This is a genomic window from Photobacterium sp. DA100, assembly GCF_029223585.1.
In the GTDB taxonomy this organism is placed as follows: Bacteria; Pseudomonadota; Gammaproteobacteria; order Enterobacterales; family Vibrionaceae; genus Photobacterium.
Map to the genome: position 1 here is coordinate 444,788 of NZ_CP119423.1, position 13,823 is coordinate 458,610.

The 13,823-nt window shown below is 54.7% G+C and carries 17 protein-coding genes; 5 read left to right on the plus strand and 12 right to left on the minus strand.

Annotated elements, in window-relative coordinates; translation table 11 throughout:
- Positions 1-90: 90 nt before the first annotated feature.
- The 3 genes from mltC to mutY form a co-directional block, all read right to left on the minus strand.
- Entirely contained in the window at positions 91-1,236 is a 1,146-nt protein-coding gene (gene mltC, locus PTW35_RS02255; RefSeq protein WP_281026371.1) for a membrane-bound lytic murein transglycosylase MltC, read from the minus strand.
- A gap of 126 nt (positions 1,237-1,362) precedes the next feature.
- Positions 1,363-1,635 (minus strand): oxidative damage protection protein, encoded by a 273-nt coding sequence (locus PTW35_RS02260; RefSeq protein WP_281026372.1) that lies wholly within the window; start codon positions 1,633-1,635, stop codon positions 1,363-1,365.
- A gap of 101 nt (positions 1,636-1,736) precedes the next feature.
- A complete protein-coding gene (mutY, locus tag PTW35_RS02265; protein ID WP_281026373.1) occupies positions 1,737-2,795 on the minus strand; it encodes an A/G-specific adenine glycosylase in 1,059 nt (352 codons plus the stop codon).
- A 155-nt stretch (positions 2,796-2,950) separates the two neighbouring features.
- Here mutY and trmB point away from each other — a divergent pair, with 155 nt between their 5' ends.
- The 3 genes from trmB (at position 2,951) to PTW35_RS02280 (ending at position 5,166) form a co-directional block, all read left to right on the plus strand.
- A complete protein-coding gene (gene trmB / locus PTW35_RS02270; protein ID WP_281026374.1) occupies positions 2,951-3,688 on the plus strand; it encodes a tRNA (guanosine(46)-N7)-methyltransferase TrmB in 738 nt (245 codons plus the stop codon).
- A 104-nt stretch (positions 3,689-3,792) separates the two neighbouring features.
- Positions 3,793-4,713 (plus strand): glutaminase B, encoded by a 921-nt coding sequence (glsB, locus tag PTW35_RS02275; RefSeq protein WP_281026375.1) that lies wholly within the window; start codon positions 3,793-3,795, stop codon positions 4,711-4,713.
- A gap of 51 nt (positions 4,714-4,764) precedes the next feature.
- Positions 4,765-5,166, plus strand: coding sequence for a hypothetical protein (locus PTW35_RS02280; protein WP_281026376.1), 402 nt, complete (start codon positions 4,765-4,767; stop codon positions 5,164-5,166).
- 153 nt (positions 5,167-5,319) lie between these two features.
- Here PTW35_RS02280 and hemW read toward each other — a convergent pair whose 3' ends face one another.
- The 7 genes from hemW to PTW35_RS02315 all read right to left on the minus strand — a co-directional run bounded on the left by hemW (position 5,320) and on the right by PTW35_RS02315 (position 10,284).
- Entirely contained in the window at positions 5,320-6,483 is a 1,164-nt protein-coding gene (hemW, locus tag PTW35_RS02285) for a radical SAM family heme chaperone HemW (RefSeq protein WP_281026377.1), read from the minus strand.
- 3 nt (positions 6,484-6,486) lie between these two features.
- On the minus strand, positions 6,487-7,080 hold the full coding sequence (locus PTW35_RS02290; protein WP_281026378.1) for an XTP/dITP diphosphatase: 594 nt from the start codon (positions 7,078-7,080) through the stop codon (positions 6,487-6,489).
- 112 nt (positions 7,081-7,192) lie between these two features.
- Positions 7,193-7,630, minus strand: coding sequence for a DUF4426 domain-containing protein (locus tag PTW35_RS02295; protein WP_281026379.1), 438 nt, complete (start codon positions 7,628-7,630; stop codon positions 7,193-7,195).
- Positions 7,631-7,787: 157 nt separating this feature from the next.
- A complete protein-coding gene (gene yggU, locus PTW35_RS02300; protein ID WP_281026380.1) occupies positions 7,788-8,081 on the minus strand; it encodes a DUF167 family protein YggU in 294 nt (97 codons plus the stop codon).
- Positions 8,078-8,632, minus strand: a complete 555-nt coding sequence (locus PTW35_RS02305) for a YggT family protein (protein WP_281026381.1) — start codon at positions 8,630-8,632, stop codon at positions 8,078-8,080. The genes yggU and PTW35_RS02305 overlap by 4 nt, the downstream gene beginning before the upstream one ends.
- 9 nt (positions 8,633-8,641) lie before the next feature.
- Positions 8,642-9,460 (minus strand): pyrroline-5-carboxylate reductase, encoded by an 819-nt coding sequence (gene proC, locus PTW35_RS02310; protein WP_281026382.1) that lies wholly within the window; start codon positions 9,458-9,460, stop codon positions 8,642-8,644.
- Between the two features lie 113 nt (positions 9,461-9,573).
- On the minus strand, positions 9,574-10,284 hold the full coding sequence (locus PTW35_RS02315) for a YggS family pyridoxal phosphate-dependent enzyme (RefSeq protein ID WP_281026383.1): 711 nt from the start codon (positions 10,282-10,284) through the stop codon (positions 9,574-9,576).
- Positions 10,285-10,307: 23 nt separating this feature from the next.
- On the opposite strand from PTW35_RS02315, the gene PTW35_RS02320 reads away from it, so the two are divergent.
- Together PTW35_RS02320 and PTW35_RS02325 are read left to right on the plus strand one after the other, a co-directional pair.
- Complete coding sequence (locus PTW35_RS02320; protein ID WP_281026384.1) at positions 10,308-11,345, plus strand: type IV pilus twitching motility protein PilT; 1,038 nt, start codon at positions 10,308-10,310, stop codon at positions 11,343-11,345.
- A 15-nt stretch (positions 11,346-11,360) separates the two neighbouring features.
- Positions 11,361-12,467: a PilT/PilU family type 4a pilus ATPase gene (locus PTW35_RS02325; protein ID WP_281026385.1), complete on the plus strand. Its 1,107-nt coding sequence runs from the start codon at positions 11,361-11,363 to the stop codon at positions 12,465-12,467.
- Between the two features lie 339 nt (positions 12,468-12,806).
- Here PTW35_RS02325 and ruvX read toward each other — a convergent pair whose 3' ends face one another.
- Positions 12,807-13,235: a Holliday junction resolvase RuvX gene (ruvX, locus tag PTW35_RS02330; RefSeq protein ID WP_281026386.1), complete on the minus strand. Its 429-nt coding sequence runs from the start codon at positions 13,233-13,235 to the stop codon at positions 12,807-12,809.
- Positions 13,232-13,795 carry a YqgE/AlgH family protein gene (locus tag PTW35_RS02335; protein ID WP_281026387.1) on the minus strand — a complete coding sequence of 188 codons (564 nt, stop codon included), beginning with the start codon at positions 13,793-13,795 and terminating at the stop codon, positions 13,232-13,234. The genes ruvX and PTW35_RS02335 overlap by 4 nt, the downstream gene beginning before the upstream one ends.
- Between the last annotated feature and the right edge of the window lie 28 nt (positions 13,796-13,823).

Genomic DNA, 13,823 nt, shown 5'->3' on the forward strand with positions numbered 1-13,823 from the left:
TTTCGTCAACCATTTTTTTGAGAAAAATTTCATTGCCGCACTCGGTTGCCTGCTTTTTGCCCAGAAATGCCGGTTGTGGCTATTTCCTTGTCACTGGGTCAGATTTTTCCCTTGGTTGAACTCCTTCTGGAATGCGGTGACTTTCTCCAAATATCGCCGGGCTTCGGCATTGCGGTGCTTGTTGGTCAGTGCCCAATAAACTTGGTTAGGTTGCAAATTGTTCAAATTGGTCATCGCCCGCTGGCGGTCGGTGCTGTGGAAGGTGTTGAGTACTCCTCCGGTGCCGCCGTTATAGGCGGAAATCATGCTGTAGTGCAGTGACAGTGGATCGCGGACATCTTTCAAATAGCGGGTACGCAAGATGTAGAAGTAAGCGGTGCCCGTATCAATATTTCTCACTGGGTCAAACAGATATTCTGGGGTCGGTATGCCCGGCTTGTTTTTGACCAGTTTGAATACATCGGCCCCAGCGGTCTTCGGCACGACCTGCATCAGGCCATAGGCGTTGGCATGGCTGACCGCATAGGGGTTGAAGCTGCTCTCGGTCTTGATGATGGCATAGATCAAATCTTCGGCGATGCCGTAGCGGCGGGAAGCGTCGCGGACAATATCGGCGTACTTATAACTACGCTGGTTGGCGTGGTCGGCCACCATGGGGATCTCAACGTAGTAGACTTGGTGGAAACGTTCCGAGCGTTTCTTCAGTTTGCCGTTGATCAGGTAGTCTGCAAAACGGTTGGCACGCCACGACCACTCAATCGGTTTGCCTTCGTTGTCGAGTACCTGGCCATAGAGAAACGGCTTGCCGTTCAGATCCACGGCCGAGTCGGAGTACAGGTCGACTCCGCCGGGGTTATCCGGTGTCAGCAGGGTGGTGGTGATGGCTTCCTTGAGGTGCTTGGTCGGCTCGGTTTTGGCGACGGTTTCGACAATAACAACACCACGTTCGAAATCGACATGGGCCCGGCTTTGGTAACCGTCGGTGTATTTGACGTATTGGCGCTTGCTGGCAACCAGCGAGTCGTTATCCCCCCAATAGCGCTTTACCTGACCGCTGAATGAGTTCATCAACCGGTCAAGCGCGGCCGTGTCCTGGGTGAACTGGCCGGGCAGCGGGGCAAGGTTGTTGGCAAACCGGTTGGTCGTGTTGTAGTCGACATCGTAGAGTTGTTCGATAAACTCCCGGCTACAGCCGCTCAGCAGGAGCAGGGACAAAAACAGCGCGTGTAATTTCATAGTTCCGAAATACGAAAAAGGCATCGTTTGCCCAGTTTCCTAACCAGTTACAAAAGATGCCTGAATGAATGACTAAGGTGCTTCCCTTGAATTAAACGACCAAGCGAGGGGGAAGCATTAACGGAATTATTCGCTCGGCGGCGTGTAACCGTCGATAACAACGTCCTGGCCTTCGAACAAGAACTTCACCATTTCAGTTTCCAGCAACTTACGGTGATCCGGATCCATCATGTTAAGTTTTTTCTCGTTGATCAGCATTGTTTGCTTGCCTTGCCACTCGGCCCACGCTTCTTTCGAGATGTTGTCGAAAATACGCTTGCCCAGTTCCCCCGGGTAGAGTTGGAAATCAAGGCCTTCAGCGTCTTTCTTAAGGCGGGCACAAAATACTGTACGGCTCATCAGGAAGTTCCTTCGTTTTAAGGTTTGCTTGGATATACCCAAGTCTCTTGGATACCTATTTATACCATGCCTATATACCCAAGTCATTTGGGTATAAAGGTCTATTTGTTCAGCTCGTAACGCAAGCTCTCTAGGATTTGCTGGACTGGTGCTGCCAGGCCGATTTCTGCAGGTTGATTGAGGTTATACCACTGGCCGTTGCCAGATTCACCGATGCCATTGGGTTGCTCAGACAGGCTCAGTTTGACAGGGACAATATCGAGGTGATAGTGGCTGAAGGTATGGCGGAACCCAATGAGCTGTTCTTGCGCAACGATGATTTCCCGCTGGCCAAGGCGCTGTTCGATCACCGGAGTAAGATCAGCCTGATCCTGCTGCGGGAAGCACCACAGACCGCCCCAGATCCCGACGGGGGGGCGCTTTTCCAGCCAGACATATTCACCGTACTGGAAGATCGCAAACCAAGCCTGTTTTTCCGGTAGGGTTTTCTTTGGTTTCTTGCCCGGGAAATCGGTTTGACGGCCCTGTGCCTTGGCTTCGCACAGCTTTGCTACCGGGCACAGCTCGCACTTGGGCTTGCTGCGGGTGCAGATCATCGCCCCCATATCCATCATCGCCTGGTTGTAGCGCTCCACACCTTGTGCTGGGGTGTTGGCCTCGGCAATGTCCCACAGTTTGTTTTCAACCGGTTTTTTGCCCGGCCAGCCTTCGACGGCATAGCAGCGGGACAAGGTCCGTTTCACATTGCCGTCAAGAATGGGGTGGTGCTGTTTGAGGGACAGTGACAGCACGGCACCGGCGGTTGAGCGGCCGATACCCGGCAGGGCAATGACCTGTTCGAGGTCGGTCGGGAACTCGCCGTTATGGTGATCAACGATATGCTTGGCCGCCTTGTGCAGGTTGCGGGCACGGGCGTAGTAGCCAAGGCCGGTCCATAGGTGAAGCACCTCGTCCTGCTCGGCGCCAGCCAGATCGGCAACGGTAGGGAAGCGCGCGATGAAGCGCTCGAAGTAGGGGATCACCGTGGCGACCTGGGTTTGCTGCAGCATGATTTCCGACAGCCAGACCTTGTAAGGGGTCTTTTGCTGCTGCCACGGCAGGGTTTTCCGGCCAAATTTGTCATACCACGCTAAAATGGCATCAGAGAAGGTATTGGTCACAGTTTCAAGCTCACTTTAATGACAGCCGTCTTCGCCTGTCTTATTTTTGGCCCTGATTGCACCACAAAGTTAGGGGCGCCGCAATCGATAGACTTGCACTTGCGCTGTAACTTTGGATAATGCCGTTCCGTTTCTTTTTTGTTTGGATAGTAAGCATGAGCGAAGTTTCAAAGAAGTCAGGTGAGGTTACCCTGAACGAATTTACCGAAGACGGCAAACTGGTACGCAAGGTACGTAGCTTTGTTCGTCGTGAAGGTCGTTTGACCAAGGGCCAGGAAGCGGCCATGGAAAATAACTGGCCGGCGATGGGTATCGACTTCGCTCAGCAGATGCTGGACTGGAAAGAAGTGTTCAAGAACGAAAACCCAGTAACTCTGGAAATCGGCTTTGGTATGGGTGCCTCGCTGGTTGAGATGGCGAAGAACGCACCGGAGAAGAACTTCATCGGTATCGAAGTGCACAGCCCGGGTGTGGGTGCCTGCCTGATGGGTGCAGAAGAGGCGGGTCTGACCAATTTGCGCGTAATGTGCCACGATGGTGTGGAAGTGTTCGAGCACATGATCCCTGACGGCAGCCTGGACTGCGTTCAGCTGTTCTTCCCTGATCCATGGCACAAGGCGCGTCACCACAAGCGTCGTATCGTTCAGCCTGCTTTCGCAGAAATGCTGCGCAAGAAGCTGAAAATCGGTGGTATCTTCCACATGGCGACCGATTGGGAAAACTATGCCGAGCACATGGTTGAAGTGATGGATGCTGCGCCGGGCTATCGCAACACGGCGACAGATGGCCCTTACATCCCACGTCCTGAAGACCGTCCGCTGACCAAGTTTGAAGCTCGCGGCCACCGTTTGGGCCACGGCGTATGGGACATGAAATACGAGCGCACTGAATAAGCTTTCAGGCGTTGTTGGGCAAGGTATTGCCACGCACCGGTGGGTGCATCAGTTGTTCGAAAAAGCCAACCTCAGGTTGGCTTTTTTATCCTTGGAGATAAGTAATGAAACCAACAGAGCAGTTGCTAAATGATATTTTAGATGAAGTCAGACCGCTGATCGGCAAAGGAAAGGTGGCTGATTATATCCCGGCTTTGGCGGAAGTTCCGGCCAGCAAGCTGGGGATTGCTGTGTGTTATAACGATGGTGAAATTATCCAGGCTGGCGATAGCGAGGAAGGTTTCTCGATCCAGTCGATTTCCAAGGTGCTCAGCCTGACCCTGGCGATGACTCTCTATCAGCCGGAAGAAATCTGGCAGCGGGTAGGCAAGGAGCCATCGGGCCATGCGTTCAATTCGATGATCCAGCTAGAGCTGGAAAACGGTATTCCGCGCAACCCGTTTATCAATGCCGGTGCCCTGGTGGTCTCCGATCTGCTGCACAGCCGCCTGTCGGCCCCACAGTACCGGATGCTGGAGCTGGTACGTAACTTGGCCCAGAACCCGCACATCTGCTACGACAAGGTCGTTGCGGCATCTGAGATGCAGCACAGTGACCGCAATGCTTCGATTGCCTACCTGATGCGCTCATTCGGTAACTTCGACAACGAAGTGATGCCGGTACTGACCAATTACTTCAGCTATTGCGCGCTGAAGATGAGCTGTGTTGATTTGGCTAAGACTTTCAGCTACTTGGCAAATAAAGGGCTTCCTTTGGGCGCAAAAAAAACAATTATCACCCAAACTCAGTGTAAGCAAATGAATGCACTGTTGGCGACCTGTGGCTTGTATGACGGTGCTGGAGAATTTGCCTATCGGGTTGGTATGCCAGGCAAGTCCGGTGTGGGCGGTGGGATCATCGCTATCGTACCGGGTGAGATGGCCATCGCGGTATGGTCACCAGAACTGGATCCTTCGGGGAACTCTCTGGCTGGCACGGCAGCCCTTGAATTGCTGGCCGAGCGGATCGGCCGTTCAATCTTTTAGCGGGGTAGCAGGGACTTAACCTTGGCCTATCCCGAAGATGGGGAGAGGCTTATGTTGTTGCGTGTTGGTGGGGTCAAAATAGCGGTCTTAGGGATAGCCTTGTCATTTGGCGTGCAGGCCGATGAAGCGCCGGTGTGCCAGCTGGAGTGGCACAACCGCCTGAGTATGCAGGATGGGGCACTCAATCTGGAGCTGGAAGGCGAGAGCTTCCAGATCGAACCCAGCGGGCAGCTCTATTTCGGTGTCCACAAGGTGAAGCTCAGTGACGACCAGTCGGCCCTGCTGGCAGACTACCACCGCCTGATGGTCGACGACCTACCGTATACCCTGTCGCATTCGCAGCTGATCGACCAGGAACTGTGTGATCGGGTAGCTATGCGACAGGCTAAGGAAAGCGAAATCCAATCCCAGATCCCCGCCCTCAAGCGCTGGCAGAGCGTGACTCTGGACTGATTCGTAAACTGCTAATGAGTTCAGGAAGCAGGGCAAAATTTCAAAACCTATCCGCCATGGATGACCCGGGCTGGCGCACCTGAGGCGGAGCTACACGGATGTATCTATGCGTTTTTGAAATTTTCGTTCTGATGCCTGATTTATTTATTGATTCTATTCTTCCTCTTCGTCGACAAATGCAGCGAGCAGGTCGTTGAGGAACAGTTTGCCGTGCTCGGTGATCTGCCATTGATCGCCTTTGTCTTCGAGGTAATTTTGCTCCAGCGCCCAGTCGATTGGCCCTTCAATGCTGGATAGCGGTAGGCCGGTACGCTCGACATAATCGTGTTTCGGACAAGCCTCAAGCAGGCGGAAGCGGTTCATGAAGAACTCGAACGGGCGCTCGCTATCGTCTACCTGAGTTTCCTGATCCAGGTAAGGTTTGGTCGGGTTGAGGTAGCCGCGCGGGTGCTTGACCTTGACGGTGCGGGTAATGGTCCCGTCGGCAAAACTCAGCTTGCCGTGGGCACCACAACCAATGCCCAGGTAATCCCCGAAACGCCAGTAGTTGAGGTTATGGCGGCACTGGCGGCCCGGTTTGCTGTAACCGGAGATCTCATACTGGACGTAGCCCGCTTCGGCCAGCATTTTGTGGCCTTGCTCGAAGATCTCCCACAGATCGTCGTCGTCCGGTAACACCGGCGGCTTGGAATAGAACAGGGTGTTAGGCTCGATAGTGAGCTGGTACCAAGACAGGTGCGGCGGTTCTAGGGCAATGGCTTGTTTGAGATCCGACAGGGCATCATCGATGCTCTGATCCGGCAGGCCATGCATCAGGTCAATGTTGAAGCTATCAAGCCCCGCTTCTTGGGCGAGTTCCGCGGCGGTGATCGCCTCGCGGCTGCCGTGGATACGTCCGAGGCGTTTGAGTTTTTCGTCCTGGAAGCTCTGGATGCCGATCGAGATACGGTTGACGCCGACTTCGCGGTAGGCGTTGAAACGGTCGGCCTCGACGGTGCCCGGATTGGCTTCCATGGTGATTTCGATATCGCTGCTGAATGGGATCCGCTGCTTGACGGCCTCAAGCAAGCGGCCGATCTCCGGCGCGGAGATCAGGCTCGGGGTACCACCACCGATGAAGATGGAATGCAGCTCCCGGCCCTGACTTGCCAAATCGTATTTTGCCAAGTCGGTATCGAGATCTTCGATAAGCGCATCAATATAGTCGAGCTCGGGAATATCAGCTTTCAGCGCATGGGAGTTGAAGTCGCAGTATGGGCACTTCTGGACACACCATGGGATGTGGATATACAGGCTCAGTGGTGGTGGTACTAGCATGGTTTATGCTTCCTTCAGGGCGGCAAACAGCTTGGCAAGGGCCTTGCCGCGGTGTGACAGTTGTTTCTTACGTGCTGGCTCAAGCTCGGCAGAAGAGCACTGGTCTTCCGGCACCCAGAAAATCGGGTCGTAGCCAAAGCCATTTTCGCCGTGGGCTTCGGTTAGGATCTTGCCTTCCCAGCTGCCGTGGCAGACAAGCGGAGTCGGGTCGTTCTCGTGGCGCATCATGACCAAGACGCAGTGGAAGCGGGCAGTACGCTTCTCTTCCGCAACGCCTTCCATTTCTTTGAGCAGTTTCTGCAGGTTTTCTTGATCAGAGGCCTCCTCGCCGGCAAAGCGGGCTGAGTAGATCCCCGGTGCCCCTTGCAGGTAGTCCACTTCGAGGCCCGAGTCATCGGCAATCGCCGGCAGGCCGGTTTCCTTGGTGGCGTGACGGGCTTTGATAATGGCGTTTTCGATAAAGGTGGTGCCGGTCTCGGCCACCGAAGAAACGTTGTAATCGCTCTGGGCGACGACATCGAAACCGAAATCGGCCAGTAGGCTAGCCATTTCTTTCACTTTGCCCTGGTTACCAGTGGCCAGTACTAATTTGCTCATCACAGTTCCTCGCAATAAAGAGGGCGCTATCTTATCTCACTGCCCGGAAAATAAAAGGGGAGCACGAGGCTCCCCTGTCTATACCGTCAATGAAGGCGACGAATTTATTGGTTCAGTCGACATAGAACGTCTGGTCAAACTCGATGCTGCCCCGGGTACCGTTGTGGGAGACATCAATGGAAAAGCTAAAGCGCTCTTCATTGGCATGTTTGATTTCAGCGATGTAATAAATGGCCGTCCCTTCCCGGACTTCGCGGAAGGACAGGTTTTTAATGGTGCCGAGCAGGTTCTTGGCCTGGCCATTGAGTACTGCGGTCACCGCAGGTTTGCCCGGCTGGGCCTTATCCAGCACGGTGACATTGATAACGGCTGAATACCGGCTGCGCTGGATCTTGTAGGTACTGGCCACGTCCGGGGTCAGGAAGGTCGACGGGAAGCTTGAATAGTGTACTTCCAAATCACCAATATTCTTGAACTGCTCGGCATGGGCCGCAAAGCTGGTGCTCAGGCTGGCGACTAGCAGGGCAAATAGGCTGAAAAGACGAGTCATTTTATTATCCTTCTATACGCACTGGGCAGAGTATTCCCCTGCACTGTTAGTGGGTATTGCTTAGTTCCATTATAGTTGTGACCAATGAGTCATGAAAAAGACTCAGATGAAAAACAGCCCGGCGTCTTAGCGGCGCCGGGCTGGTCATGGCTGTCGGTTACAGCAGAGCCTTGATCGGCTCGGGTATTGTTTTGGGGGCGGTGATACGCACTTGCTTATGACGTCCCAGCTCCCCTTTCTCGATGTCAATCTGGCCCTTGGCGACCTTGAACTGCTTGGACAGGTATTTGGCCAGATGGGCATTGGCCTTGCCATCTACCGGCGGGGCGGTGATCGCGACTTTGACTTCATCGCCGTGCAGGCCAACCACTTGGTCACGGCTAGCTTTGGGCTGGATATAAAGTCGCAGGATCAAATCGTCACCGTTGAGGTAGACAGCCTGTTGGCTCATAGCTGGAACCAGATAGGACCAACGAAATCACCAATCAGGAAGTTGGCGAACTGCAGGCCGATAAACAGTACCAGCACACTCAGATCCAAGCCGCCCATTGCCGGAATGATACGGCGGATTGGGGCTGTCATCGGTTCGGTTAGCTGGTGCATCACGTATTCAACCGGGCTGCGACCCTGGCTGACCCAGCTCAGGATCGCGCGAAGCAGCAGTACCCAGAACAGCAGGCCGCCAGCGGCTTTCAGCAGCGACAGGGCGCCAATCCAGAAGTATTCAGGAGTGAACATGAAGCCACCGCCCAATACCAGCTGCAGGATAACGAACTTGCCCATACTCAGGATGTAGGCGAACAGCAGCGTAGCCACATCCAGTGAACCGATGGACGGGATAACGCGGCGTAGCGGGCCAACCACCGGCTGGGTCGCCTTGACGATAAACTGTGAAAACGGATTGTAGAAATCGGCACGCGCCCACTGGAGCCAGATGCGCAGCAGCACGACCATAATGTAGAGATCAAATAGAGTACTGACTAGAAAACCAATTGAGTTCATATACTAACCTTAAAATAATTTTTCCATTTCTTCCGCGCGGGAAACGGCAGCACGCATTGCTTTTGCTACGGTATCACTAAGTTGGCACTCGTTGAAAGTACGGATTGCCTCAGCGGTTGTGCCGCCTTTCGATGTGACCTGCGCACGGAGTGTTGCCAAGTCGGTTTCCGGGTTGGCGACCACCATTTCCGCCGCGCCGAGCGCCGACTGCTGCACCAGCATACGGGCTTGCTCGGCAGTAAAACCTTGCTTAATAGCTTCTTCCTGCATCGCTTCCATAAACAGGAAGAAATAGGCCGGTGCACTGCCTGCAGCCGCAATAATACTGTTTATGCCTGACTCTTGCTCGACCCAGCATACCTCTCCGACAGCCTGCATTAAGCTTTCGGCAAATTGGCGGTCGTTAGGGTTAAGAGCGCTGGATGCATAAAGGCCGCTCATGCCCTTGCCGATCAGCGATGGGGTATTGGGCATCACGCGCACCAGGTTTAGCTTGGTGGCCAGCATCTCATTCAATCGCTCGGCACCGATCCCGGCCGCAATGGAAATCACCAGTTTGCCGGAGAAGTCGAGGATCTGCAGCGGGCGGCAGACTTCTTCCATCAGTTGAGGCTTCACTGCCAGGACAATGACATCGGCATCCGAGGCGGCGCTCAGGTTATTGTCGGTGGTATGAATTCCGTAATCACGGGCCAGTGGCTCTCGACGGGCTGGGCTTGGTGCTGTAGCGGTGATTTTGTCTGGCGCATAGCCGCTGGCCACGAGGCCGGCGATGATAGAGCGGGCCATGTTACCGGCACCAATGAAGGCAATCGAGCGTTGTTCCATGTTACATCCTCTGTGTTTTCAAGGCCGGGAAGGACAGTGGTGTCCTTCCTAGACGTTAAAATTGTCAGGCTATTATATACCCAAGCGATGAAAGGGTGCTGAGTATAATTCGCTTACTGCTTGGCTGAATAATCGCGGGCACCAAAAATTGCGGTACCGATCCGGACGATGGTACTGCCTGCAGCGACGGCGGCATCGAGATCACCGCTCATGCCCATCGATAGGGTATCAAGTTGCGGGTGTTTGGCCTTGAGCTTGTCCATCGCCTCGGAGAGGCTGGAGAAGGCTGCCAGTTGGCTGTCATAGTCATCGGCCTTTTGCGGAATAGACATCAGGCCGCGCAATACTAGGTTCGGCATCGCCGCCACCTCGTCGGCCAGGGCAGCGACTTCGTCGAAAGCCAATCCCGATTTGGAATCCTCCCCGCTGGTGTTGACCTGAAGCAGGACATTGAGCGGGGGCATGTCGGCAGGGCGCTGCTCGCTCAGGCGGCGGGCTATCTTGGCGCGATCTACCGAGTGGACCCAGTCAAAGTGCTCGGCAATCGGGCGAGTTTTGTTGGACTGGATAGGGCCGATGAAGTGCCAGCTCAATGCTGGGCCGGCATCTTGCTGGGCAAAGTACTGGACCTTCTCGACGCCTTCCTGAACATAGTTTTCACCGAAAGCGCTATGGCCTGCGGCAATCGCTTCTTCGATGGCGGCAATAGGCTTGGTCTTGCTTACTGCAAGCAGTTGCACTGTTTCGGCATCTCTACCGCATTTTTCTGCTGCCAGGCCGATCTGGGTGATGACCTGTTCAATGTTTTGCTTGATACTATTCATAATTGATTCTGTGGGGAAAATTTATGGATATCACCGAACTACTGGACTTTAGTGTAAAGCATAACGCCTCTGATCTGCACCTTTCTGCGGGGGTTCCGCCAATGATCCGTGTTGATGGTGATGTGCGCAAGCTGAGCCTGCCGGCCCTCGAGCACGGTGAAGTACACCGTCTGGTATTCGATATAATGAATGACGCCCAGCGGCGGGAGTTCGAAGAGCGGCTGGAAGTCGACTTTTCGTTCGAGTTGCCCGATGTCGGCCGCTTCCGTGTTAATGCCTTCAAGCAGGCACGCGGCAGCGCGGCGGTATTCAGAACCATCCCGGTTAGCATTCCAACCCTGGAGTCGCTGGGAGTGCCTGATGTGTTCTATCAGATCGCCCAGTGCCAACGGGGCCTGGTGCTGGTGACAGGGGCAACGGGATCGGGTAAGTCCACCACCATCGCCGCGCTGGTGGATTACATCAACGAGAATTTCAACCGCCATATCCTGACCATTGAGGATCCGGTGGAGTTTGTCCATACCGGCAAGCGCTGCCTGATCAACCAGCGGGAGGTCCACCGCGATACCCACAGTTTCCATAATGCCCTGCGCTCTTCGCTACGTGAAGATCCGGATGTGATTGTGGTCGGTGAGCTGCGCGATCGTGAAACGATCAGCTTGGCACTGACGGCAGCAGAAACCGGGCATTTGGTGCTGGGTACCTTGCATACCAGCTCGGCGGCTAAGACCGTTGATAGGGTTATCGATGTGTTCCCGGGCAACGACAAGGCGATGGTGCGCTCGATGTTGTCGGAGTCGCTCCGCGCCGTGGTATCGCAGAACCTGCTCAAGTGCACCAGTGGCGGCCGTATTGCCGCCCACGAGGTGATGATGGCAACCCCGGCGATCCGCAACCTGATCCGCGAAGATAAGGTGGCCCAGATGTTCTCGATGATCCAGACCGGCTCGGCGATGGGGATGCAGACTATGGAGCAGAGCGTCAAGATGTTGGTAGCCCAAGGGCTGGTTGATGCCGAGGAAGGCCGCCGGGTAGTTGATTCTGGCTTGTCGCAATTTTAGTGGGGAAAAATAGCAATGACTTTGCAACACGCTCTCAACGAAATGGTCAGCCGCAAGGCGTCGGATCTCTACATTACAGTCGATTCCCCTTGCTTGCTGCGCATCGATGGCCACCTCCATCCGCTCGGCGAGACGCTTGATCTGCAGGCGGTCGAGCGGATGGTTGCCGAGGCGATGGACACCGGGCTGGAAGCGGAGTACCGCGCCAGCAAGGAAGCCAATTTTGCTCTGGTAAGGGGGGAATATCGTTTCCGGATCAGTGCGTTCTGGCAGCGTGAACTGCCGGGGATGGTGATCCGCCGCATCGAAACCGAGATCCCGGATATCTTCTCGCTCAATCTGCCGATGGACATGCAGAAGATGGCGCTGGCCAAACGCGGGCTGGTGCTGGTGGTGGGGGCGACCGGTTCGGGTAAGTCGACCTCAATGGCGGCGATGACCGGATACCGCAACGCCAACCGTAGCGGCCATATCCTGACTGTCGAAGACCCGATTGAGTTTGTCCACAAGCACAACAAGTGTATCGTCACCCAGCGCGAAGTAGGGCTGGATACCGAAAGCTACGAAGTTGCGCTGAAGAACTCCCTGCGCCAGGCGCCGGATATGATCCTGATCGGCGAGATCCGCACGCCCGAGACCATGGAGTATGCGATGAACTTCGCCGAGACCGGCCACCTGTGTATGGCGACCCTTCATGCCAACAATGCCAACCAGGCGCTGGAGCGGATCCTGCATCTGGTCCCGAAAGAGCGGCGCGAGCAGTTCCTGTTCGATCTGTCGCTGAACCTCAAGTGCATCCTGGCCCAGCAGTTGATCCCCGATGCCCACGGTGTCGGTAGGCATGGGGCCTTCGAGCTGTTGATCAACACCCCGCGGGTGGCCGATCTGATCCGCCGTGGTGAGCTGCATGAAATCAAAGAGGCAATGGCCAAGTCGAACGAGTCGGGCATGATGACCTTCGACCAGTCGCTCTATGAGCTCTACAGCGCCGGCAAGATCACCGAGCAAGATGCCTTGCACCACGCCGACTCGGCCAATGATCTGCGCCTGATGATCAAAGTCGGCAGCAAGAGCCAGCTTAGCAACAATTCGCTGTCTGGAGTGACGGTCGATATGGGGTAGATCAACCGATCTGCCAGCGGTAAACCAAAAGCATTGGGGTTGCTATGATCCTAATGCTTTTTTTGTTGATCATTTTTTCTAAGATATTGAAATTAAACAGAATGAAAAATGACAGGGATATAAGTGTACAGCGATATGAGCTTTTGGGTTTAAATAGTCCAAAAGCTGTACAAGCTGATCGCCCCTTGAGCTTTGTGGGCCAGATAGCGGCAATGATTCAAGATCTTGGTCGGTGATCGCTTTGGGCTGTAAATATAGGAAAAAGCTGTACAGGTGAGAAGGGGAAGAGCGTGGTGGAAAAACCTAGGTTCTAGGAGCTAGAACCCAGGCTCTGGTTTTTTACCCGTACTGCTGCTCGAACCAGCTCTCGAGGATAACCACGGCGGACTGCGAGTCGATATTGCCTTTGCTGAGGTTGCGGTAGCCGCCACGCTCGAACAGTTCGGTGCGGGCTTCGGCGGTGCTGAGACGCTCGTCATGCAGCTCCACCTGGCAGCCGAAGCGGCCGTGGAGGCGGTTGGCAAACTTCTTGGCTCGAGGGGTGATGGCCTCAAGCTCGCCACCCTGCATATCAAGCGGCAGGCCGACAACCACTAAGTCAGGCTGCCATTCTTTGAGGATTTTTTCGATGTCATCCCAGTTCGGGATCCCATCTCGCGCCTTCAGGGCGGCAAGCGGGCTGGCGGTGCCGGTCAGCTCTTGGCCGATGGCGACACCGATACTTTTCGTACCGTAATCAAAAGCGAGTACGCTGCGAGATTGACTCATGCGTGTCCTTGTTCTGTAGAAAGGTGGGCGGCACTAATACCCAGTTGGGCAATGGCCTTGTTCCAGCGTTCGTTGACCGGGGTGTTGAACACCACATCGGTATTGGCTTCTGTTGTCAGCCAGACATTTTCAATCAGCTCTTGCTCGAGTTGTCCGGCATCCCAGCCGGCGTAGCCGAGGGCGACCAGAAAATTATCCGGTGATTCACTGGTACCGAGCAGCGAGAGGATATCCTTGGAAGTGGTGATAGAGACCTCGTCGGTGACATCGATGCTCGAGCTCAACCGGCCAACCCGGTTATGCAAGACAAAACCGCGATCGGCAGATACCGGACCACCATTGAACACCGGTTGGTCAAGGCAAGCAGGATCCCTGACGGGCAGCTCGCGTTCAATCTCAATTTGATCGAGCATGTTGCCTACCGAAATTTCAATCGGCAGGTTAATGACGATACCCATTGCACCTTCGTCGTTGTGCTCGCAAATGTAGACAACACTTCCTTTGAAATTCGGATCTTGCATGCTCGGCATGGCTACCAGAAAGTGGTTAGTCAAGTTCATGGGAAGATACCTACAACCGATCGACTTA